The organism is Bacillus sp. TCT6, assembly GCF_056033845.1.
Map to the genome: position 1 here is coordinate 4,473,433 of NZ_JBVYHX010000001.1, position 21,104 is coordinate 4,494,536.

Sequence of the window (21,104 nt, forward strand, 5' to 3'; positions counted from 1 at the left end):
TTCGTTCAATAGTTTTTAACTTGTTTCTAAGTATAACTATCGTTTCTTAATAAAAATTGAGGAAGTTTCTTAAGATTTTATGAAGAATAAAAAAACAGCTATCCCTATTACGATAGCTGTCCCTTTATTACTTCGCACTCACGATTTTATAATAAGAACGAACTGTGATGAAGTAATATCCAATATAAATAACACTATATACTCCAATACTAATTAAAAGCGGAATCATAATTTCAAATGGCAGTATGTTCCCTAAACCTTTTAATGCAAACAAGCTGTGCAGAATTCCGATTACTAGTGGAATTGCAAAGATAAAGCTCACTTGTTTTGCAATAGCTTTTTTCATTTCTTGTTTCGTTACCCCGACTTTATGAAGGACAATGTAACGATCACGGTCAGCACTTGCTTCTGTAAGCTGCTTAAAGTAAATGATTGAGCCTGTCGCTAATAGGAAGACTAAACCTAAGAATAGTCCGATGAACATCATTAGTCCAGTTGCTTCCAGTCCCATATGGAAACCAGTATAGAAGTCTCTAAATGGTGGTGCCATTTCTGATACACCAGTTGGCATCACTTTTGCTAATTTTTCCGTTAACACTTTACTGTTTCTTTCATCTTTTACATCAATATTTTTTACAATACGTGTTCCAAATGCTTGTTTCGCTTGTTCATACATTTCATCTGAAACGACAACAACTAGTTCACCTAAGTTTGTAATTGCATTATTATTTGCACCTTGGATTTTCAACGTCTTCGTTTCATTTTCAATTTGGAATACCGCTTTATTTCCTTTATATTCGGGGCTAAACTCATACCCTTCCATATAAGAACTATCATATATAAATGCTTCGCCAGTAGCTACATTCACTGTTTCCGCATCAATTTTTTTAGCAAGCTTGTTAAATTCAGATTGAGACATAAATTGATATTTCTCTGAAATCGTGTAATTCATATTAAGAATGAAATCAACTTTATCTCCTTCAAACTTCCCTTTTACAGGAACTGTCTCAATTTCAACTTGATCTTTGATCGGATGATCTTTCTTCTCTTCTGCAAAAATCGCATTTACTTTCTTATCAAGCTCTGCATCTTTTTTCTCGTAAGAATAACTGTATGGCATAGCTGCTTTTGATTGTGTAAATGTGTTGTAATACATCGTAACTGACGTACCAACCGCTGTTAATGTTACCGCACTTAAAATAGAAATCGTCGCAAGTGACTTTGCATTTCCTTTAATACGATATAGTAACTGTGACGTCGTTACCATATTCATACCGTTATAAAACGATGATTTATTATTTCTTGCACGTTTCAATACGAATACTGTAAAGAACATAAATAGTAAATACGTACCTAATACTGTCGCAAGTAATATATAAAGTGCGACTGCCATAAAGTTTGCATACATAACTGCTTTCATAAACATTAACGCTAAGAAATAACCTGAGCCGATTAAGAAAACTGAAATTAACGCCATAATGACAGATCCTTTTGGCATTGCTTCTCCTTCACGTTCTGCGCGGAAAAGTTCAATTAACTTAAAGCGATAAATTAAACGATATCCTTGGAGTGATGTATATAAAATAATCACAAAGAAAATAATTGCTGTATCAATAATTGCTGCCATTGGTACTTCAAAATGAACGTTTAAATTTAATCCCATCATATTTACTAATAACTCAAGGAATAATTTCGAAAGGACACTACCGATCGCAATCCCAATTACTAATGACATTAATCCCATTAACATATTTTCATAAAAGAGCATTTTACCAATTTGTCTTTTTCGAATACCTAATAACGAATATAAGCCAACTTCTTTTTTACGTTTACGTGTAAAGAATCCGTTCGAATATATAATAAACACTGCTACGAAAATGATAAGCATCACACTGGAAACTTGAAATGCACCACTAATCTTTTTAGAAGCTTCTGCTGCTTTTTCCATTTGTGAATTATATTGCAGTGCTTTAAATGTAAAATAAATAACAATACTAAAAATCATAGATGCGAAATATACAAAGTAGTCTTTAAAGTTCCGCTGTATGTTGCGGAGGGCAATGCTAGATAAGGTCATCAGCCATACCTCCAGAAATAGAAGACATTACGTCCACGACTTTTTGGAAGAACTGTTTACGCGTTGATTCACCGCGGTGCAATTCTTTATATAGTTCACCATCTTTAATGAAAATAACTCGTTTACAATAACTTGCTGCAAATGCATCATGCGTTACCATTAAAATTGTTGAGTTATCATATTCATTTAATGACTTCATACTTTCAAGTAAATCTGTTGCAGATTTAGAATCAAGCGCTCCAGTTGGCTCGTCTCCGAAAATCATACTTGGATTCGTAACAATTGCACGTGATGCTGCGCAGCGCTGCTTCTGTCCACCCGACACTTGATATGGGAACTGACTTAAAATATGATCAATACCGAATTTCTTTGAGATTTCAAGAACGCGGCGATCAATCTCACTCGCTTTCACCTTTGATAACGCAAGTGGTAAAGCGATATTCTCTTTCACTGTTAACGTATCTAATAAATTATAATCTTGGAAAATGAAACCTAAATGATCGCGGCGGAATAACGCTAACTTATCATCATTCATCTTCACAATATCTTTTCCATCAATTAAAATTTCACCGTTCGTCGCATTATCAATTGTAGAAAGAACATTTAGTAAAGTCGTCTTACCAGAACCAGAAGGTCCCATAATTCCAACGAATTCACCTTCTTTTACTTGTAAGTTAATACCTTTTAACGCTGCAAATTTATTACCACCCGTGTCATACACTTTTTCGATATTTTTTGCTTCTAACACTGTTTTCATCTCGACATCCCTCATTTCTTCTATTCTCTATTTTCAACTATATACACTCTCTACTCTTGCCACTATCGATGTTTCTTACACAAACATGACAGTTATGTAAGGCACATAAGTAAAGACATCAAAAAGTTAACATAATGAATTAAAGTACTTTGCTACTATAACATTGGGATATCATACCATCCATTCATTCTCCTTACAGGAACATTACAATTTTGTAAGGTAAAAAATGCACCTACAAAGTTGTGCACGAAATGTCGGATGGGGTTATTTCGTTCCTGTTATTCTATGTACAGAGGAGGTCATAATATGGATTCACTTAAAAATATGAATAATGCAATGCACTATATTGAAGGTAACCTTACGAATGAAATTGATTTTAAAGAAGTTGCGAGGCTAGCTCTCTGTTCTGAGTATCACTTTAAAAGAATGTTTTCGTTTTTAGCAGGCATATCACTATCTGATTATATTCGCTGTAGACGTCTTACTCTCGCTGCCTTTGAACTAAAAAACAGCAATGTAAAAGTCATTGATGTCGCTATAAAATATGGCTACAACTCACCAGATTCATTCGCTCGTGCATTTCAAAACTTGCACGGTATAACACCTTCAGAGGCCCGAAATAGTAGCCATTCTTTGAAGGCTTATTCACCAATGACCTTCCAGTTATCCATTCAAGGAGGAAATGAAATGAATTATCGAATTGAAGAAAAAGAGCCATTTCGAATTATAGGTATTACAAAACGAGTATCAATCGTTTTCAATGGTGTAAATGAAGAAATCGCTTCTATGTGGAAAAGTTTAAACCCAGACTCCATTCAAACATTAAAGTCCCTTTCAAACATTGAACCTACTGGAATTATTAGTGCCTCTACTAATTTTTCTGAAGGGAGAATGGAGGAAAAAGGAGAACTTGATCACTATATTGGAGTAGCCACAACGAAAGATTGTCCAGAGCAATTCGCGCAACTTGAAGTCGCAGCTTCAACATGGGCTATATTTGAAGCTGTCGGTCCATTTCCTGATGCATTACAAAATGTGTGGGGACGTATTTATTCTGAATGGTTCCCTTCTTCGAACTATGAACTAGCGGAAGGACCGGAGATATTGTGGAATAAAAGTAAAGACGTATCCTCTCCGAATTTCAGAAGTGAAATATGGGTACCTGTTTTAAAAAAGTAATATAAGAGTCTAACCTTTTCAAAATAAAGAAGCTACTCTTCCTTTTTAAAGGAAAAGCAGCTCCTTTATTTTATACTTCTTCTCGACTCGTTCTTATACAAGAAAATAGTAATAATCGTAAGCACTATAATAACTGCAAAAGTAAATACTCTGTAGTTCGAGATAGTAGCAGTACCAATTAACAAGGCAGGTATAACCGCCACAATTAAGCCGCCGAACATACCAACAAACGATCCTATACTTTGTTTTACTACTTGAGTTTCTGATATCCAATCATAATAACCAAATCGATTATTAATGAAAATCCCCCATACTGCTGAAAATAATGAATATATTATCGGTGTTATGACGATGAAAAGAGAACTCCAAACATCTAGCTTTAACCCGATTATTAGTAATACAGCACTAATAAGTGATGCAGGTATACTCAATGAAAGATTCATAAGAATTTTACTATCATAAATCACCTTTGGCGCTATAGGCAATGATTTAATAATCCATACATTTTTTCCTTCTAAAGACAATGACACACATGTTGTACATGTCATCGAAATCGCTGCTGCAATAGCAAATGGGGCAATCTTTTGCAACAGGGGCTCAATTCCAGGATACGCTATTAATTGGCTTGGTCCTACTACAACTATAGCTAGCGAGAAAGCTAGCGCCATCACGACTCCCATTCCACTATTTATAACATACACTGTAGAAGAGAAGAAACGTGTCAGCTCTTTTTTATACAATGCGACCAATACACTCTCTTTTTTCATGCTATTAATCTCATAATTTGAAAGCATATGATAAGTGGTGATCCCTGTGTTTATTTGCTTATATTTTAACGAAAGTATTTTTATAAAAAGATAATACCAAATCACTGATATCCCCACAAATAAGATGAAAGCTACCATATCAGCATTAACAATTGCTTTTTGAAACATGTTAGCTAATGGATACACTTTAGTTAATTGCTCCGAAACAATTGCACCAATTCCGTTCATATCATTAAGGCTATATTGAGCATTTCCGTTTTTTAGCATAAAGGAACCGAATGTAATAATTACTATAAAACTTAAAATCGTAGTTATTTTATTTGTATTTTTAAATTTAGAAGCGATTGCCGTAATCGAAGCTCCAAAGATTGCTGCGATTGTTGTTGGGATTAAAGATGCGATAAACATACTGATGAACCACATAAAGTAAAAAGAAACTGATGGATTTTCATGTATACAATACACAACTCCCATTGGTAGCATGATTATGATTGAAAAGATTGTATTCAGCAGGTATAAATACAAAAATCTACTTGCAATAACAGTACTTACGCGAATCGGCAATGACATTAAAAAGTCGTAATCCTTAAAAGCAAAAATTTCTCCATTTGCCTTAAATATAGTGAAAAACAACGTTAATACACTGCTAATAACTAGTGCATAGACGGGAATAATTTCACTCATTCCTAGTTTTACCAACCCATATGCCGAAGCTCCGCAATATAACATTAACATGACACCAACTAGAGCAATAGATGCTGTCAGCAAAATCTTATTCTGCTTCTTTTTCTTATCTTTTTCGTATTTAAAGGTGTTTAAACCGAGCTGCGTTATCAACCGAATTTTCAAAAGACCTAAACTATTAGTATTCATTAGCAAGCTCCTTCATAAAGAGCTCTTCCAATGAGCCTTCCTTAATTAAAGAATTTACTTCTCCTGAAAGTGCTAATTTCCCTCTATTAATCATCGCTACTTTATTACATAACTTCTCAGCTACATCTAAAACGTGCGTAGAAAAGAAAATCGCACTTCCTTTTTCACAAAGCTCTTTCATAATACCTTTCAATACTACGGCTGCCTTTGGATCAAGACCAACGAAAGGTTCATCTAAAACTAATAATTTTGGTTTATGTAAAACCGCCGATATAATCGCTACTTTTTGTTTCATACCGTGTGAATAAGAAGATATTAAGTCCCCTAAGTACGGTGTAATCTCAAAAGCATCCCCATACTTCTGTATCTGTTCTTCCCGATCCCTCGCAGGCACTTTAAACACATCCGCAACAAAGTTCAAATATTGAATTCCTGTTAATTGCTCATATAAATCTGGATTATCAGGAATATACGCCATTACTCTCTTACATGCAATCGGATCCTTTTTTACTGAATGTCCATCAATAAAAATTTCACCCTCTTCAAAATCTATAACTCCTACTAACGACTTAATTGTTGTACTTTTCCCCGCACCGTTATGTCCAATAAATCCAAAGATATCCCCTGCTTTAACAGCAATATTCAAATGATCAACTGCTTTCTTACCGTCTTTATATGTCTTGCTAAAATTTATAATTTCTAACATGTAAATCCCCCCCAAATCACCTTTTCGATTGAATTTTCAGACCTTAAAACGAAAAATTTACTCAGTGAGCTTTTCATTATTCCCACTGAGTATTAAAATCCCTTAACACATAGAAACTATAAATATAAAATTTGACTAATATAACTCACATTTGTATTTCTTTTTTATACAAAACGTAAGAATATAAATTCGTTATAATGACAGCAACTACTATAATCCCAAGCATTATATAAGTTCTCCAATCAGCCGGAGCGAAAACACTTATAATCATAATAACTCCTAACGCCACAAATACTTTTCCGCTAAACCGATGTGTTTTCCGCCATACTTCTTCATTACTTAACGTCCATGGATTACGCATCCCGACAAAAAAGTTTGGCTTACACTGTGGTAAATAATTACCCATTACTAAAAATAAAACACCAACTAATAATTCAGGCACCCGATTAATGAATAAGTTATATCCTAATCCACTTGTAATAATATCTATATTTCCTACAAATAGTAGCAATAGTACCCCATTATTCATCATCATAAAGGCTTTAGAAAATTTCTCGTAATTTGCTTTCCTTGGATCAATCTTTGGTATCACATTTAGAAATATATATAATGCAATCATAATTCCGACCATAGAAACCATTCCGTAAAATTTAGACGAATAGCCATCTACCTTACCGCCGCTCCAATGTGTCGCAATTGTATCCGGCAAATGCGGCCAAGCAAACGCCCAAGCTAAACAAGTTATAACGATTAATAAGATTGCAAAAAGATGTTTTTTCATTTCCCCTCTTCCCCCTTATTCGTAAATGTAAACACCCAAGTCAACAAATCTTGAAAGACCGTTGTGTTTAAAGAGTACACAACGAATTGCCCTTTCTTTTCATCTTGAATAAGTTCAGCATTTTTAAGTGCGTTTAAGTGGTGTGAAATACTTGGTTTTGTCATATTGAAATGTTCAGCGATCTCACCAGCGGTTAGATCGCCTTCTTTTAATAAATCTAAAATTTTTCGCCTTGTTGGATCTGCTAATGCTTTGAATGCTTGATTCAATGTCTTTCTTCCCCTCATTAATTAGACATTTAGATATTTATCTAAATGTTAAAATGATTTTAGTTAATTGTCAATCATCTATACGCCCCTTTTTATTTTGTACCCTACGCCAATTACTCTATATTGAATAAAATCTAAAGATTACGCAGGTTAAAAAGGAAAGCAGCTCTTCTGTTTCTTTTCTTAATAATACTTTTTCTGGAACTTCTACAACTGTCTCATCACTTAGTTGTTGTTTTTCAAATAAGCGCAGCCTCTTCCATATGTGTTTTCTCCATTGACTAATCTGTTTGTAAACAATTCCATTCAACCAAAATAGAAACGGTCTAGATTGATCATATGTTGAAATAGATTTCCAAAGTTGAAAGTAGATTTCATTTACGATTTCATTTGTATCATGCCGATTTTTAACTATAGCAAAGACGGTTTCATAGACTCTCTGACTCGTTAAGTTAAATATAAATTCAAAAGCCTCCTCGTCACCTTTTAGTAAACGCTCTATCCAAATATGTATATCTTCATTACTTGCCAAGTAGTGCCCCCTCCTTAACGATGTTCTCACTATATATTGGACGGTAAGCAAAATAAAGTTCCAAATTTCATAAAAAATATAATACTTTTTATTCATTCATATATTTAAAAGGAAAATATATTGAATTATTCCTATAATACTTTTTACTTTTCTAACTTTTAACCTATACTGTTTACTAGCTTATCTTTCAACATAATGAAAAGACTTGAAACACATGATACACTATAGCTACAATTGTTTTTTTTGAGGAGGAATATACATATGTATAAAATTTTAATCGTTGAAGACGATCCAAATATTTCATCATTACTGCAATCTCACATTCAGAAGTACGGTTATGAGGCTGTTGTAGCGGAGAATTTCGATGATATTATGGAATCGTTTAACGCTGTGAAACCACATCTTGTTTTACTTGATGTAAACTTACCGAAATTCGATGGTTTCTACTGGTGCCGTCAAATTCGTCATGAATCTACTTGTCCAATTATTTTCATTTCAGCGCGTGCTGGTGAGATGGAACAAATTATGGCGATTGAAAGCGGTGCGGATGATTACATTACAAAGCCGTTCCACTACGACGTTGTAATGGCGAAAATCAAAGGACAATTACGCCGTATTTACGGTGATTATGCACCAAATATTTCTGAACGTATCGTTGAAGTAGAAGGGTTAAAACTATTTCCAGAACGTCCAGAAATTCATTTTGGATCTGAACAAGTTCTTTTAACGAAGAAAGAAGCTATTTTAGCAGAAATGTTATTATCAAAATTCCCTCGTACAGCGAGCCGTGAAGATTTATTAGCTGCGCTTTGGGATGATGAAAGTTTCGTTGAGGAAAATACATTGAACGTAAACATTACGCGTCTTCGTAAAAAGTTTAATGAGCTTGGTATTGAGAACTCTATTGAAACAGTACGTGGACTTGGATATCGCTTTAACGCAACTTGGAGTGAATAAGCATGAAGCTATTTTTACGTGATCATTTTGCATTTTTCCTACTGTACGTATTAAACTTCGGTATCATCTTCGTTCTTTATGATGCAGTAGATGGATTTCAAAACAATAAATTTTACTTCGTTGTTTTAAGTTTATACTTATTTATTTGTTTCCTCGCTTATCGTTACGTTCGCAATCGTAGAATGTACCATAGATTAAGTGAGCAACCAGAAAAAATGGAAGATGCGTTTATTGAAAGAGCGACTGCTCCGATGCCTCACGGTGTCAATGAACTCGTGCGTACGCAGTACCGCCTCTTCCAAAAAGAACTACAATCGTATGAAGTAAAACAACAAGAACATCAATTATTTATTAACCATTGGGTACATCAAATGAAGACACCTGTTTCTGTTATGCAGCTTATGGTGCTAGAAATGGAAGACGAGCATTTAATTCCAAAGTTTAAAAAAGAATTAGAGCGTCTAAACCAAGGGCTTGATATGGCTTTATACATGGCTAGGTTAAATAACTTCCATGAAGATTTCCATGTCGAGACGATTTCATTAAAAGATACGGTAACAAAAAATATTAACGGATTAAAAGAACTATTCATTCGTAATGGTGTCTTCCCTGTTTTAGAAGTCCATTCTGATTTAAAAGTTGCTTCTGATGCGAAATGGCTAAAATTTATCATCTATCAGTTAATGACAAATGCTGTTCGTTACTCTGGTGAACGCGGAAAGAAAGTTTTCTTATCTGCTTATCGAAACGGAAAAGATATTATTTTAGAAGTTCGTGATGAAGGTGTTGGTATTCCGCAAGAAGATATTCGAAGAGTATTTGAACCGTTTTACACTGGGAAAAACGGTCGCGCATTCGGAGAATCTACTGGTATGGGACTTTATATTGTAAGTAAAATTTGTGATTATTTAGGTCACTCTGTCAAACTAGATTCTGAAGTTGGTAAAGGAACGACGATTAAAATCATCTTCCACAACGCTGCAAATAATCAAGCAGAACATACGGAGAAGGTGACCGAAGCATGATCGTAACATATGCAAGCAAAATGTATGAGAACTCAATCTCATACATTTTTTGCAATACAACTACTTCTATATCTTCTAGCCGGAGGTATAATCTATGACATTTTGGCAATTTGCATTTAAAAATGTAACGCGTAATTCAAGAGCTTATTTTGCTTACTTTGTAAGTAGTTCCTTTTCCATTGCTGTGTTCTTTTCATTTGCTGTTTATTTGTTTCATCCGAAATTACAAAATTTTAGCATGACCTCTGAAATTTCAGGATTAATGATATTTTCAGAAGTAGTAATTGTATTTTTCTCTTTCTTCTTTTTACTATATTCTATTGGTACTTTTTTTAAAGTTAGAAAAAAACAATTTGGTATTTTGACCATTTTAGGAATATCGAGAAAACAATTACATCGTCTTGTTTTTATGGAGAATATGTTAATCGGGATTTTATCTATCTTTTTCGGCATGCAGTTTGGAGTTGTTTTTTCTCAATTTTTTTTATTAGTAACAGCCAAACTTACGCATGTTCCAGGAATATATTTATACGGTCCTACTAACGCGTTTATTCTAACAACCATTGTTTTCCTTAGTCTTTTTATCATTGTATCTGCATTCACACCAATGCTTATTCGTACAAAAAAAGCGGTACACCTTTTAAAAACAAATGGTGGAAAACAAAAAGAAAGAAAACCATCCATACTTGTTTCATTATTTGGTGCGATTTGTTTATTTGGTGGTTATGCGTTAGCTGGAAATCCTAAATATTTCGTATCAGTAAGCCCGCAAATCGGTGTTATATATATGGTTTCAAGTATTTTCGTTATCCCAATGCTTGTTACAATCGGAACATATTTCTTCTTTTCACAAATTAGTTTCTTACTGATTTATATTTTAAAGAAAAGAAGGAAGTTTTATATGAAACGGATTAATATGCTTTGGATTTCGGATTTAGCGAGCCGTATTCGAACGAATATTAATATGCTTTTTATTGTAGCGATGCTATCTACGATCGCTTTCACAATGATTACGTTTCTATATGGATTCGGGAAATTTATTAAGCTAGAAGTTAATAGAACTTCTCCTTTTCCAATTTCTTATTTTTCTTATGATGCGAACCCTTTTGTTACAGAGCATTTAAATTGGCTTGAGCAACAATTACAAAAAGAGCATTTCCCTTATCAAAAAATAGAAGCTGATATATATGAAACACCACTAAAAGAAGATAAAGATATAGCCATTTATAATGACGTATACGCAATTAAGCAAAGTGACTATAACAAACTTGCAGATTCTTTACGAATGAAACAACTATTTATGGATGATAACGAAGCATATGTGCTAACAGGGACATCTTATATCACCATATTCAACGAATTTGAGCAAAGCTACAAAAGAGATTACATTACACTCTCTAGTACAAATACGAAATTACGAGTGAAAGGCTATGAGCATGTAAACGCAATCCCATCTGACTTTTCATATCAAACGATAGTGTTGCCTGATATTATCGTAAATAACTTACCTAACACCGTAAAACATATATCAGCATACAATTACAAAATTCAAAACTGGGAACAGACATATGAAATTGCTGATAATTTTATAGAAAAGGTGCAAAAAGATCGAAATAAATCCCAGTATGAAGGACCTCTTATTCGATCCTTTGAATCAGCAGGATCGTTATACAAAATAACATCTGGTAGTGCCGCATTCTTCTTAATCGGGACATTTTTAGGAGTTATCTTCTTCATTGGAGCTGGTAGCGTTCTTTACTTTAGAATGTATACGGATTTGACGAACGAACAAGAGAAATATATAACGATTTCTAAAATCGGTGTAACAGATACAGAGATGAAACGATCTGCAACCATTCAACTTAGTATTTTATTTTTCATTCCGTACATTATGGCATCCATTCATACAATGTTCGCAACAAAAATGCTACAAGATGTAATTGGTTTATCTCTGTTCAAAGAAGTTTCAGCCGTTCTTATTATTTTTGGATTCGTTGAAATCGTATTTTTCTTATTTATTCGTTCACTTTATATGCAAAAATTATCACAGTACACGAGTGGACAAAATATTTAAAACAAACTTGATGAAAAGAGTATTTCTTATGCTCTTCTCATCTTCACCCCATTAGGAGGCTAGGTGAATGACATTTTGGCAGTTTGCATTTAAAAACGTGACGCGGAACGCCAGAGCTTATTTCGCCTATTTTGTAAGCAGTGCGTTCTCCATCGCAATCTTTTTCTCATTTGCAGTTTATTTATTTCATCCTAAATTGCATATGACAGACGTGAATTATTCTCTGAACATATTAATGACAATTTCAGAAGTTGTCATTGTGTTCTTTTCATTTTTCTTTTTACTGTATTCAATCGGTACGTTTTTAAAAGTACGAAAAAAACAGTTCGGGATTTTAACAGTACTTGGCATATCTCAAAAACAATTAAAACGACTCATATTTATAGAAAATATGTTAATTGGTGCTCTTTCTATATTTTTTGGCATTCAACTTGGAGTCGTCTTTTCACAGTTCTTTTTATTAGTTACCGCCAAAATTACACACGTACCTGGTTTATATTTATATCCGCCTACAAGTGCTATCGTTTTAACTATCATCATCTTTCTTGGGCTCTTCATTCTCGTATCATCTTTTACACCCATGCTCATTCGTACGAGAAAAGCCGTACGTCTTTTAAAAGAAGGAACAAAACAAAAAGAAAGAAAAGCATCCGTTCTCATCTCTCTATTTGGTGCGATGTGTTTAATATGTGGATATGCGTTAGCCGCAAATCCGCTGTATTTTATGTCGCTAGGTGACATCATTGGGCTTTTATATGCCATCTCTAGTATATTTGTCATCCCATCGCTTATTGCAGCTGGAACATACTTTTTCTTTTCACAAATTAGTTTTTTACTTATTCGTATTTTAAAAATGCGAAGAACGTTTTATATGAAACGAATTAATATGCTTTGGATTTCTGATTTAGCATCACGCATTCGTACGAATATTAATATGCTCTTTATTGTGGCGATGCTATCGACGCTCGCTTTTACAATGATTACATTCTTATATGGATTCGGGAAATTTACAAAGTTTGATGCGATTAGACAAAACCCTTTCCCGTTTACTTATTTATCACATACTGAAAATACATTAGCTGATGAACATTTAAACTGGTTAGAGCAGAAATTTAATGAAGAGCACTTTACTTATACAAAATTTAAAACAGATATATATGAAGTATCTTCAGCTGAAGATAACACACAGCTCTATTACGCAATTAAACAAAGTGACTATAATGTACTTGCTAAGGCGTTAAATTGGGAAAAACTCACGGTGAATAAGAATGAATCTTATATCCTTATGAAAGACTTAGATGATCAAGTTATTGGAACACTTCACAATAAAGACAAGAAAAATACTCTTACACTTACTCAAAACAATTTACAACTACAAGTGAAAGAATATAAAAGTTATAACCCATTCCCAAACAGCTTAATATACCAAGTACTCATACTATCTGATGAAAATGTAGAAGCCTTATCCACCGTTTCCAAACAAATGAGTGTATATAACTTCAAGGTTACAGATTGGGAGAAAGCACATAATATCGGTTCAGCGTTTATAACAAAAATCGATAACGACAATGCAGCGATTCAAGCAGAGCATCCACCGTTCCATGCAAGTGAAGCGAGCGATTCTCTATATAAAACAAAACTAAATGTCGCTTCGTTCTTCTTAATTGGTACTTTCCTAGGGGTTATTTTCTTTATCGGTGCTGGCAGTGTTCTTTACTTCCGAATGTATACAGATTTAACAAATGAGCAAGAAAAATATATAACGATTACGAAAATTGGCTTAACTGAGACTGAAATGAAACGTTCAGCGACAATTCAGCTTGCGATTCTTTTCTTCGTGCCTTACATTATGTCATCGATCCATACGATGTTTGCGACAAAGATGCTACAAGAAATATTACATCTCTCGTTTTTCGCTGAGATTACAGTCGTACTTATGATTTTTGGAACGGTTGAAATTCTATTTTTCCTTTTAATTCGTTCCTTCTATATGCAAAAATTATCACAACACATTAAGTTTTAGAGAATAGAAAGGTGATTATTATGGAAGAAGTATTACACATAAAAAACGTCTCAAAAGTGTATGAGGGAAAAGTACCTCATACCGCTTTAAAAAATATAAATTTACACGTAGATAAAGGTGAATTTGTTGCTATCATGGGGCCATCTGGTAGCGGTAAATCTACGTTTTTAAACGTTATTTCTACAATTGATTCCCCTACTTCTGGTGATGTCGTTATTAATGGAAAAAAACCGCACACATTTCGTAGAGAGAAGTTAGCCATTTTCCGCCGCCAAGAGTTAGGATTTGTTTTCCAAAATTTTAATCTACTAGATACACTAACAATCGGTGAAAATATCGTACTACCTTTAACATTAGATAATGTTCCGTTAAAAGAAATGGATGAAAAGCTTGATAACATTTCAAAAAAGCTTGGAATTGATCATATTTTGGACAAACGTATTTTTGAAGTTTCTGGAGGACAAGCACAGCGTACCGCAGTAGCACGTGCTGTTATCCATCATCCCTCACTTCTACTTGCTGATGAACCAACAGGGAACTTAGATTCAAAAGCAGCAATTGACGTAATGGAGCTATTTACGAAATTAAATAAAGAAGAAGATGCAACGATTTTAATGGTTACGCACGATCCGTTTGCAGCAAGTTATTGTAACCGCGTCATTTTCATTAAAGATGGCGAGCTTTACAACGAACTACACCGCGGATTATATCGCGAGAAATTTTATCAAGAAATATTAGATGTTCTAGCGTTATTAGGAGGAAGACGTGGATGACATTTTGGCAATTCGCATTTAAAAATGTCTCGCGTAATTCGAAAGCATATTTCGCCTACTTTGTCAGTAGTGCCTTTTCTATCATGGTTTTCTTTTCATTTACTGTATACGCGTATCACCCGCGGTTACAGAGTGTACAAAACTTTCAAGAACGTGATCCTCTAATGAACTTAGCTAGTACAGCACAGCTTGTGATTGTTATGTTCTCGTTCTTCTTTCTCTTATATTCAATTGGAACATTTTTAAATGTACGGAAGCAGCAATTCGGGATACTCACAATTCTCGGTATCTCACAGCGACAATTAAAAAGACTGTTATTTACTGAAAATATGATAATCGGGATATTGTCTATCTTTATCGGCATTCAAGGTGGCCTTGTATTTTCTAACTTTTTCTTATTAGTCACTTCGAAATTAACAAGTGCTAAAGGTCTCTATTTATATTGGCCAACAGAAGCGATTATCGTGACAACCGTAACGTTTATCATTTTATTTTTAATCGTTTCTACGTTTACACCAATGTTTATTCGTACTCGAAAAACAGCCCACCTTATTAAAGGGAACAAGAAAATACCAGCTGAAAAAAGACCATCTATACTCATCTCTTTATTTGCTTTAATTTGTTTAGGGCTATGCTATTATATCGCTGGTTATCCGCGAGGCTACGTAACGGAAAAAAATGTGCAAAATGGATCTGTCTTTTTTATTATGTTATCTATTTTACCGCTCGTAGTAGTCGGGACATATTTATTCTTTTCACAAACATTTCTTCTTTTTATCTATATTTTAAAGAAGCGTAGAAAGTTTTATTTGAAACAAATAAATATGTTATGGATTTCGGACTTAGTTGCTCGTACCCGTAGTAATATTAACGTACTCTTTATCGTTTCTATGCTATCTGCACTTGCATTTACAATTATTATTGGGTTATTCGCCGCTAATAACAATACCAAGGCATCAGTACTAGAGCGATATCCCGTCCCCTTCACTTATACATCAGAAGGTGACAATTCCCTTGAACAAAAGCATATTTCTACAATTGAAACGGAGCTTACAACTAGTAATTTTCAGTACAAAAAATATAAGTTTACAGTCTTAAAAGATATAGCTTCAAAAGAAGATATTATGCTTATGAAGATGAGCGATTATAACGCAATCGCTCAACAATTGAAAAGACCGGAAATAACAATCGATTCTACAGAAGTGTATATTATTTCTCGCCACTCACCAGAACTTCTCGATCTCGTATCTAATCCATTTGCAAAGCAAAATACGATTACACTCGGATCTAATAAAAAAGAATTTTATATTAAAGGGTTTATTAATAAGGGAATAGAACCATCCTTTGCATTCCCACATTTAACTGTCGTACAAGATTATGTATTTGATAATATGATTCCTCATATTGAAACAACCGTAATCTATAACTACTTCGTAGAAAACTGGGAAAATGCAATAGTTCCAACCAAAAATATGTTACGTGTTATTAGTGGTGATGCACGTGAGTTCTACAAAAAGCATACAGAAGAGAACGCTCAAGTTCCTTTCTTCATACATACGGCTACGGATGAACTCATTTACGGTAAAGGAAATGCAGTTGCTCAATTCTTTATTTGGGCATTTCTTGGTTTTATCTTCTTTATCGGTGCGGCTAGTGTCTTATATTTCCGTATGTATAATGACTTAACAACTGAAAGACAAAAGTATATTACGATTACAAAACTTGGCTTAACTGAATTAGAAATGTTTCGCTCTGCAACCATTCAATTAGGAATTTTATTTTTTGTTCCTTACATCGTTGCTGGTGTTCACACGTTATTTGCGGTTAAGTTTTTACAAAGCATGTTTTCTTTCTCCTTACTAAAAGAGACATGTATCGTACTCACCTTTTTCGGGATTATCGAGATCATTTTCTTCTTCTTAATCCGTTCTCTGTACATTAATAAATTATCACAGCATATAAAAATATGAATAAAATGGCCTTGTGCGTATTGCACAAGGCCATTTCCAATAGTTTTTAATTAGCAGCAATATCCACCATAGCCGCCAGCATAACCGCCGTAACCACCGTATCCACAAGAGCCGCCTCCGCCGAAGCAGCTAGCACCGATGATAATTAATAAAATAAACAATACGATTAGAAGCGCAAAACCGCCTCCGCAACCATTTCTGCGGTTACAATCATCATGTCTGTGTTCACACTTTTCGCTCATTACCCTATTCCTCCTTTAGTATCATTCATAACAAGTTCCTCTTGTTCTAAATGAGGGGATTCCATTTATATTATGTTTTCAGGGCGAATAGGAAGCTTGGCTTACCTAAAAACGGGCTTGTTTTAGCAATTGGGCTTAATCAAAAAAAAGATACCTATTCAGGTATCTTTTAAAGAAACATATTCAACAAAAGGGCAAAACCGAATGCAATAAATGACAACAATGTTTCCAGCACCGTCCACGTTTTAAATGTTTCCTTCACCGTTAATCCTAAATACTCTTTTACAAGCCAGAAGCCTGCATCATTTACGTGAGAAAACATTAATGAACCTGCACCGGTTGCAATAACGAGAAGCTCTAAATTCACACCAGACATGTGCTGAATAACCGGTGAAACAATTCCTGCTGCTGTCGTTAGTGCGACTGTCGCTGAACCTGTTGCAATTCGAATTAATCCAGCTACCATGAAAGCTAATACAATTGGTGATAACGAAATATGTTCTGCCATTTGTGCAATAGCCGTTCCAACGCCGCTTTCAATTAATATTTGTTTAAATCCACCGCCTGCACCAATAATTAAGATAATGGAGCCGACCGGTAATAAACTTTCATCCGTTAATTTTTTAATTATCTTTTTATTAATTCCTTGTCTTATTCCAAGTAAATAAAATGCTGCGAAACATGAAATAAGTAAAGCGATTACTGGACTCCCTATAAAAACAAAAAATTCAGTTAACTTTTCCGGTAATGAAATATATGGTGCAACTACTGATAAAATCATCAATACAACTGGTAATAAAATAATAAAGAATGATACTTTACGACTTGGCAAATCAGTTGATACTGTCGTAACTCGAACAAGCTCCGGTTCATTTTCCGGTATAACCCTCTTATGTACCCACTTTGCAAATATTGGCCCTGCTATAATAGCCGTTGGTAACGCGATAAGTAATGAATATAAAAGTACCTTTCCTAAGTTCGCGTTATAAATACCGATTGCTGTCATGGCACCTGGATGTGGTGGTACTAGCCCATGTACGATAGATAATCCCGCAATAACAGGTAACGCAATTAATAATATATTTTGCTTCGTCGTTTTTCGAATGGAAATAACAAGTGGTAATAAAATGACGATCCCTACTTCAAAAAAGACAGGAATCCCTATAACAAACCCTGCAAATAACATAGCCCAAGGTAATTTTTTTACGCCGAAAAATCGAATAAAGAAATCTGCAACTTGCATGCCTGCCCCTGAATCAGACATCATTTTCCCTAATATAGTTCCAAGTGCCAAAATACCAACTAAATGTCCTAGTACACTACCAACACCAGTTTCATAGGCAGTCACTATTTTCGTTAAGTTCAGTCCAGACATAATAGCTAAAAACAAACTCGCAACTGTTAAACTAATAAATGCATGCCATTTCCACCATGATACCCCTAAAATAACAATTGTGATCGCAAGTAACGTGACGATTAATAAGTATATATCCATCTCTCATTCTCCTTACTTTTATCCCGATTGGTGTGGGCTAATAATTAGTGGGTGATGCCCTCCTCCACTAATTAAAGTTTTACTTTATAAAAAAAGAGGGAACATCCCCTCTTTTTATACGTCATAATTCACTACATAATGCTGCATTTCTGTATTGTAGTAGCCTTCGCTATATTCAATTACTTCGCCAACTTCATCATAAGAATAGCGCATACGTTTTAATAACGCTGTTCCCTCTTTTTCACCTAGCGCTTCTGCAACGAAATTAGGCGCAAGCCCAACAGCGAATTCATCTCTGAAGTTTTCTAAATGTATACCTCGGTCTTCAACTAAATCATAAAGCGATTGTAAATCAAAGTCCGATAAATCTGTACTTGCCATTCCTGCTGAGAAATAGTGCGTGTAATGAATGTAAGGTGCATCATTTAACGTATATAAACGTTCGATACGGAAACTCTCTTTCCCGAATAATCGAAATGGCACTGTTCCTTCCTCATTATGTACGACTTCTGCTTTTAGCAATTTCTTCTGTACTTTATATCCTTCTTCCACTAATACTTCTGTAAATTTCTTACCCTTTGACAACTTTGTCGCAGAGGTATTACGGATGACTTTCGTTCCTTTACCGCTTTTCTTTTCCAAGTATCCTTCTTGAGCGAGTTCTTTAATGGCATTTCGTACTGTAATCTTGCTAACTTTGAACTCTTCCTCTAATTGCGGTTCTGAAGGAATATTCGTATGAATCGCATATACACCATGTAATATTCGATCACGAATAATATTTTTTATTTGTAAATATAATGGTCCTTTTTTCCTCGTTACGTTCACTGTTACACCCACTACCTTTCTACATCACCTACTGATGCCGTCATTGCCCGAAGTATATCTTTCTCTGATGACATTGGCGTATCACCGACGATTGTATGTGCTAGCATTCCAGCTGCTGACGCAAATGAAACAGCTTTCTCTGGTGCGAACTCTTTTATCTCGCCATGAATAATTCCGCTCGTATAAGCATCTCCAGCACCTATTCTATCATATACAGAAAACGTAAGTGTTTTTGCAAAAGTGAACGATCCATCTTTACATATAAACCCGCGAAGCGAATGTGTATTATCACTGTTAATAGAGCGATGAGTACCAGCGATTGTAGCAATATGATACGTTTCAGCTACCTTTGGAATGAGATCCAGCAGCTGCGCCTCACGCTCCATCTCTTCTGTTTTCATCCCAAGAACGAACATCGCATCTTTTTCATTCATCATAACGATATTAGCAAGCCCTAGCATTTCTTCATAATGCGGTTTTGCCTGTTCATATCCGTCTTCTCCCCAAAGTGTGGGACGATAATTACAATCAAAAACGACGGTTCCTCCGTTTTCTTTAACTGCTCTCGCTAAAGATTTCATATGATGACGCACAGTATCATTCATCGCAAGTGTAATACCGCAAAAATGAACGATATCAATTTCCTTTGCGATTTCTTCAAATTGATACATTTCTTCACATGCCGTATTGAAGCTACTTTCTAATCGATTCGAATATGTAACGCGGCTTGCACGTGCACCGAATCCATTTTCTAAAAAATACATACCTACATATTTACCACCTCTTGAAACAAGAGAAGTTTGAATCCCTAACTTTTGAATGTAAGATACAGCTGCATCTCCAACCGAATTTTCCGGTAAAGTTGAAATAAGAAGCCCTTCATGCCCTAAGTGAGAAAGTGCCGCTACAACGTTCACACCTGTACCTGAAAATGAGTAATTTAACGTGTTAGCTTGCGACAACAATTCATATCCAGGTACTTGCAGGCGCATCATTACTTCGCCGAACGCTGCAATTTTCTTACGCATATTGATCAACTAGCTTTTTCACGACTGCTAATAATTCACGAACATCTTCTACTTTCGTATTACCAGTTTCTTTATCAATAATAGAAGAGTATACGTGCGGGATAACTTGCTCTACATTTGCCTCAAGCGCAATACGTACAATTGTTTCAAAGTTTTCTTTATCAATTCCACCTGTTGGCTCTAATGCGAATCCTTCTTCTGCACAAGCTTTCGCAACTGCGCGATATTCTTCTTCGTGAGCTAGCCCTTTCATCGGGAAGTATTTCAATGAATTTCCGCCCATATCACGTACAAGTGCGATCGCTGTTTTAATTGGAACGATTGCTTTTTCTTCTCCAGCCGCACTAATTGGGCCAGTAGAAATATTTACGTAACCTACTTTTCCTGTTGGTGATACTAAACTATTAATCCAGCTATCCTTTTCGCCGAGATTTGCTCGCGTTGCTCCAACTGAAGGGAACACTTGGTTAATATGGCTACCAGGATAATGCTTCGCAATTTCAGCTACAACTGCTGCTTGGCGATTATCTCCTGCGCCTAGTCCGATTGATACAGCGTCATCAATTTCTTTTCCGTATGCTTTCATAGCTGTAACAGCTTCTTCTACTGTTGGGTAGTCTTTTGATAACACTCCCACTACTACATAACCTTCTGCTGCTTCAAAAATATCTTTTGCATTTTCTATATTGTTTGCTAATACATTTAATGCTACGTGGCCTTTATAAAAACGTTTTTGAATGTTTGTCAT

19 protein-coding genes are annotated in these 21,104 nt (G+C 34.9%); 7 read left to right on the top strand and 12 right to left on the bottom strand.

The window, feature by feature from the left end:
* Positions 1 to 127 precede the first annotated feature (127 nt).
* Positions 128 to 2,077, bottom strand: coding sequence for an ABC transporter permease (locus AC0ONG_RS22960; protein WP_000176146.1), 1,950 nt, complete (start codon positions 2,075 to 2,077; stop codon positions 128 to 130).
* The gene (locus AC0ONG_RS22965) at positions 2,064 to 2,834 is read right to left on the bottom strand and encodes an ABC transporter ATP-binding protein (protein ID WP_000859656.1); all 771 of its coding nucleotides are present in this window, start codon (positions 2,832 to 2,834) and stop codon (positions 2,064 to 2,066) included. The genes AC0ONG_RS22960 and AC0ONG_RS22965 overlap by 14 nt, the downstream gene beginning before the upstream one ends.
* 306 nt (positions 2,835 to 3,140) lie before the next feature.
* Here AC0ONG_RS22965 and AC0ONG_RS22970 point away from each other — a divergent pair, with 306 nt between their 5' ends.
* Positions 3,141 to 4,013: an AraC family transcriptional regulator gene (locus AC0ONG_RS22970; RefSeq protein WP_137000249.1), complete on the top strand. Its 873-nt coding sequence runs from the start codon at positions 3,141 to 3,143 to the stop codon at positions 4,011 to 4,013.
* Positions 4,014 to 4,078: 65 nt separating this feature from the next.
* On the opposite strand, the gene AC0ONG_RS22975 is transcribed toward AC0ONG_RS22970, so the two are convergent.
* From AC0ONG_RS22975 to AC0ONG_RS22995, 5 genes are all read right to left on the bottom strand, one after another.
* The gene (locus AC0ONG_RS22975; protein ID WP_001095680.1) at positions 4,079 to 5,653 is read right to left on the bottom strand and encodes a hypothetical protein; all 1,575 of its coding nucleotides are present in this window, start codon (positions 5,651 to 5,653) and stop codon (positions 4,079 to 4,081) included.
* Positions 5,643 to 6,359, bottom strand: a complete 717-nt coding sequence (locus tag AC0ONG_RS22980; protein ID WP_000889752.1) for an ABC transporter ATP-binding protein — start codon at positions 6,357 to 6,359, stop codon at positions 5,643 to 5,645. The genes AC0ONG_RS22975 and AC0ONG_RS22980 overlap by 11 nt, the downstream gene beginning before the upstream one ends.
* A 145-nt stretch (positions 6,360 to 6,504) precedes the next feature.
* Positions 6,505 to 7,140: an SdpI family protein gene (locus tag AC0ONG_RS22985; RefSeq protein ID WP_000716351.1), complete on the bottom strand. Its 636-nt coding sequence runs from the start codon at positions 7,138 to 7,140 to the stop codon at positions 6,505 to 6,507.
* Complete coding sequence (locus tag AC0ONG_RS22990; protein WP_001070526.1) at positions 7,137 to 7,409, bottom strand: autorepressor SdpR family transcription factor; 273 nt, start codon at positions 7,407 to 7,409, stop codon at positions 7,137 to 7,139. Before AC0ONG_RS22990 ends, AC0ONG_RS22985 begins: the two co-directional genes overlap by 4 nt.
* 118 nt (positions 7,410 to 7,527) lie before the next feature.
* Positions 7,528 to 7,941, bottom strand: coding sequence for a sigma factor (locus tag AC0ONG_RS22995; protein WP_000157858.1), 414 nt, complete (start codon positions 7,939 to 7,941; stop codon positions 7,528 to 7,530).
* A 261-nt stretch (positions 7,942 to 8,202) separates the two neighbouring features.
* On the opposite strand from AC0ONG_RS22995, the gene AC0ONG_RS23000 reads away from it, so the two are divergent.
* The 6 genes from AC0ONG_RS23000 to AC0ONG_RS23025 all read left to right on the top strand — a co-directional run bounded on the left by AC0ONG_RS23000 (position 8,203) and on the right by AC0ONG_RS23025 (position 16,763).
* Positions 8,203 to 8,898, top strand: a complete 696-nt coding sequence (locus AC0ONG_RS23000) for a response regulator transcription factor (protein WP_000276738.1) — start codon at positions 8,203 to 8,205, stop codon at positions 8,896 to 8,898.
* Between the two features lie 2 nt (positions 8,899 to 8,900).
* Positions 8,901 to 9,923 carry a sensor histidine kinase gene (locus tag AC0ONG_RS23005; RefSeq protein WP_000765341.1) on the top strand — a complete coding sequence of 341 codons (1,023 nt, stop codon included), beginning with the start codon at positions 8,901 to 8,903 and terminating at the stop codon, positions 9,921 to 9,923.
* A 94-nt stretch (positions 9,924 to 10,017) separates the two neighbouring features.
* A complete protein-coding gene (locus AC0ONG_RS23010; RefSeq protein ID WP_000145076.1) occupies positions 10,018 to 11,997 on the top strand; it encodes an ABC transporter permease in 1,980 nt (659 codons plus the stop codon).
* Positions 11,998 to 12,064: 67 nt separating this feature from the next.
* Complete coding sequence (locus AC0ONG_RS23015; protein WP_000145001.1) at positions 12,065 to 14,020, top strand: FtsX-like permease family protein; 1,956 nt, start codon at positions 12,065 to 12,067, stop codon at positions 14,018 to 14,020.
* Between the two features lie 20 nt (positions 14,021 to 14,040).
* Positions 14,041 to 14,793 carry an ABC transporter ATP-binding protein gene (locus AC0ONG_RS23020; RefSeq protein WP_000393250.1) on the top strand — a complete coding sequence of 251 codons (753 nt, stop codon included), beginning with the start codon at positions 14,041 to 14,043 and terminating at the stop codon, positions 14,791 to 14,793.
* Entirely contained in the window at positions 14,790 to 16,763 is a 1,974-nt protein-coding gene (locus tag AC0ONG_RS23025) for an FtsX-like permease family protein (protein ID WP_000144935.1), read from the top strand. Before AC0ONG_RS23020 ends, AC0ONG_RS23025 begins: the two co-directional genes overlap by 4 nt.
* A 50-nt stretch (positions 16,764 to 16,813) precedes the next feature.
* Here the strand turns inward: AC0ONG_RS23025 and AC0ONG_RS23030 are convergent, their stop codons facing one another.
* The 5 genes from AC0ONG_RS23030 to dagF form a co-directional block, all read right to left on the bottom strand.
* A complete protein-coding gene (locus tag AC0ONG_RS23030) occupies positions 16,814 to 17,005 on the bottom strand; it encodes a YjcZ family sporulation protein (protein ID WP_001290406.1) in 192 nt (63 codons plus the stop codon).
* Positions 17,006 to 17,174: 169 nt separating this feature from the next.
* On the bottom strand, positions 17,175 to 18,500 hold the full coding sequence (gene gntP / locus AC0ONG_RS23035; RefSeq protein ID WP_074790607.1) for a gluconate permease GntP: 1,326 nt from the start codon (positions 18,498 to 18,500) through the stop codon (positions 17,175 to 17,177).
* A 114-nt stretch (positions 18,501 to 18,614) separates the two neighbouring features.
* Positions 18,615 to 19,340, bottom strand: a complete 726-nt coding sequence (locus AC0ONG_RS23040; RefSeq protein ID WP_000539288.1) for a GntR family transcriptional regulator — start codon at positions 19,338 to 19,340, stop codon at positions 18,615 to 18,617.
* Complete coding sequence (locus tag AC0ONG_RS23045; RefSeq protein ID WP_474204190.1) at positions 19,340 to 20,356, bottom strand: sugar kinase; 1,017 nt, start codon at positions 20,354 to 20,356, stop codon at positions 19,340 to 19,342. The genes AC0ONG_RS23040 and AC0ONG_RS23045 overlap by 1 nt, the downstream gene beginning before the upstream one ends.
* Positions 20,349 to 21,104 (bottom strand): 2-dehydro-3-deoxy-phosphogluconate aldolase, encoded by a 756-nt coding sequence (dagF, locus tag AC0ONG_RS23050; protein ID WP_000181897.1) that lies wholly within the window; start codon positions 21,102 to 21,104, stop codon positions 20,349 to 20,351. Before dagF ends, AC0ONG_RS23045 begins: the two co-directional genes overlap by 8 nt.

What these genes read in the sequence shown, in the direction of transcription:
- AC0ONG_RS22960 (WP_000176146.1), bottom strand. Translation starts at nt 2,077, where the DNA reads ATGACCTTATCTAGCATTGCCCTCCGCAACATACAGCGGAACTTTAAA.
- AC0ONG_RS22965 (WP_000859656.1), bottom strand. Translation starts at nt 2,834, where the DNA reads ATGAAAACAGTGTTAGAAGCAAAAAATATCGAAAAAGTGTATGACACG.
- AC0ONG_RS22970 (WP_137000249.1), top strand. Translation starts at nt 3,141, where the DNA reads ATGGATTCACTTAAAAATATGAATAATGCAATGCACTATATTGAAGGT.
- AC0ONG_RS22975 (WP_001095680.1), bottom strand. Translation starts at nt 5,653, where the DNA reads ATGAATACTAATAGTTTAGGTCTTTTGAAAATTCGGTTGATAACGCAG.
- AC0ONG_RS22980 (WP_000889752.1), bottom strand. Translation starts at nt 6,359, where the DNA reads ATGTTAGAAATTATAAATTTTAGCAAGACATATAAAGACGGTAAGAAA.
- AC0ONG_RS22985 (WP_000716351.1), bottom strand. Translation starts at nt 7,140, where the DNA reads ATGAAAAAACATCTTTTTGCAATCTTATTAATCGTTATAACTTGTTTA.
- AC0ONG_RS23000 (WP_000276738.1), top strand. Translation starts at nt 8,203, where the DNA reads ATGTATAAAATTTTAATCGTTGAAGACGATCCAAATATTTCATCATTA.
- AC0ONG_RS23005 (WP_000765341.1), top strand. Translation starts at nt 8,901, where the DNA reads ATGAAGCTATTTTTACGTGATCATTTTGCATTTTTCCTACTGTACGTA.
- AC0ONG_RS23010 (WP_000145076.1), top strand. Translation starts at nt 10,018, where the DNA reads ATGACATTTTGGCAATTTGCATTTAAAAATGTAACGCGTAATTCAAGA.
- AC0ONG_RS23015 (WP_000145001.1), top strand. Translation starts at nt 12,065, where the DNA reads ATGACATTTTGGCAGTTTGCATTTAAAAACGTGACGCGGAACGCCAGA.
- AC0ONG_RS23020 (WP_000393250.1), top strand. Translation starts at nt 14,041, where the DNA reads ATGGAAGAAGTATTACACATAAAAAACGTCTCAAAAGTGTATGAGGGA.
- AC0ONG_RS23025 (WP_000144935.1), top strand. Translation starts at nt 14,790, where the DNA reads ATGACATTTTGGCAATTCGCATTTAAAAATGTCTCGCGTAATTCGAAA.
- AC0ONG_RS23030 (WP_001290406.1), bottom strand. Translation starts at nt 17,005, where the DNA reads ATGAGCGAAAAGTGTGAACACAGACATGATGATTGTAACCGCAGAAAT.
- gntP (WP_074790607.1), bottom strand. Translation starts at nt 18,500, where the DNA reads ATGGATATATACTTATTAATCGTCACGTTACTTGCGATCACAATTGTT.
- AC0ONG_RS23045 (WP_474204190.1), bottom strand. Translation starts at nt 20,356, where the DNA reads ATGCGTAAGAAAATTGCAGCGTTCGGCGAAGTAATGATGCGCCTGCAA.
- dagF (WP_000181897.1), bottom strand. Translation starts at nt 21,104, where the DNA reads ATGACAAACATTCAAAAACGTTTTTATAAAGGCCACGTAGCATTAAAT.